The following is a 1,100-nucleotide window of genomic DNA, read 5'->3' as shown; positions in this document are numbered from 1 at the left end:
CGAATTTTTATGAAAAGCGCCCTCTTCTTACGCTCGACATCAACAATGCGGCAAATAGCCGTTGTCGAAAGGCCAAGATGAGCGGCTATTGATGATTGATAGAACCCATCCATGAATGCCTGATAGATAGATGTGTTACGTTCTTCTATGTCGCCTGATCCACTACAGAAGTAATCACTTAAAACACGAGCTTCCGCCGATTTGACATCCCGACCACATTGCTCAAGACGCTGGTTTTCAAATTGCGTCAAACGATCCAACCCCGCCGCATTCAAGGGCACCAGCCACGCGCATAAATCTTTTGTATACAGGCTCGAGCCGGTCAACACACTTGTATGAGATGAGTGCTTAACAAACCAGGCAGAGGCATACCGATAGTCACCAATATGATCAACTAAACCAGCCCTTAACGGATTCATTTCTATGTAGCGCAGTAACAACCAAAAGTATTGTTCATCATGAACGAACCAGGACTTATAACGCCCTTGCCACAACGGACCGGTCCTGTTTGTTTTCGCATTATAATACTCAGCGTAGCGCGAATTGATGTAACGTATCGCCAGTGACAAATTGTCCCTGGATGTTTCAATCAGCAAGTGATAGTGGTTGTCAAGAAGACAAAAGGCATGAACGGTGAACCGATAAATCCCGCGTGACAAATCAAGCAATTCTAAAAATTTCTCTTTATCTTCTGTCGTTGGTAAAACACTTTCGCGATTCACCCCACGATTGAGGATATGGTAGCAACCGGGGATGGTAATACGAGGCTTTCTGGGCATGACAACTCCTTACAATGAGGAGTCATCATAACACAAAATGAGTAAACAGTGAACACCTGACCCCTCAGGGGTTTATACTCAGTACTATCTTTTCTCAGTACTCTGTTTCATCACTCGCTCCACAACCTTAATTGTTTTTTCGATATCACTTTCGCGCAGGGTCGGGTGCACCAGGAACATCAGGCTGGTGTCGCCAAGCTCACGCGCAACCGGCAGCCGGTGGTCAGGACCGAGGCCGGCATCAGCAAAAGATTTTTCGCGGTAGATTTCGCTGCAACTGCCGGAGAAGCAGGGGATGCCTTCGGCGTTGATGGCGCTAGA

General features: G+C 46.9%; 1 protein-coding gene and 1 pseudogene. Both read right to left on the bottom strand.

The window, feature by feature from the left end:
- On the bottom strand, nt 1–779 hold a 779-nt coding region (locus AC6F7T_RS02105; RefSeq protein WP_500716316.1), incomplete at its 3' end, for a transposase.
- An 84-nt stretch (nt 780–863) separates the two neighbouring features.
- Nucleotides 864–1,100, bottom strand: a pseudogene (locus tag AC6F7T_RS02100) (aminotransferase); the annotation flags it as partial.

This window comes from Pelovirga sp., assembly GCF_059864205.1.
Note: the sequence above shows the minus strand (reverse complement) of the source record. Positions and strands in the feature narration are given on the sequence as shown.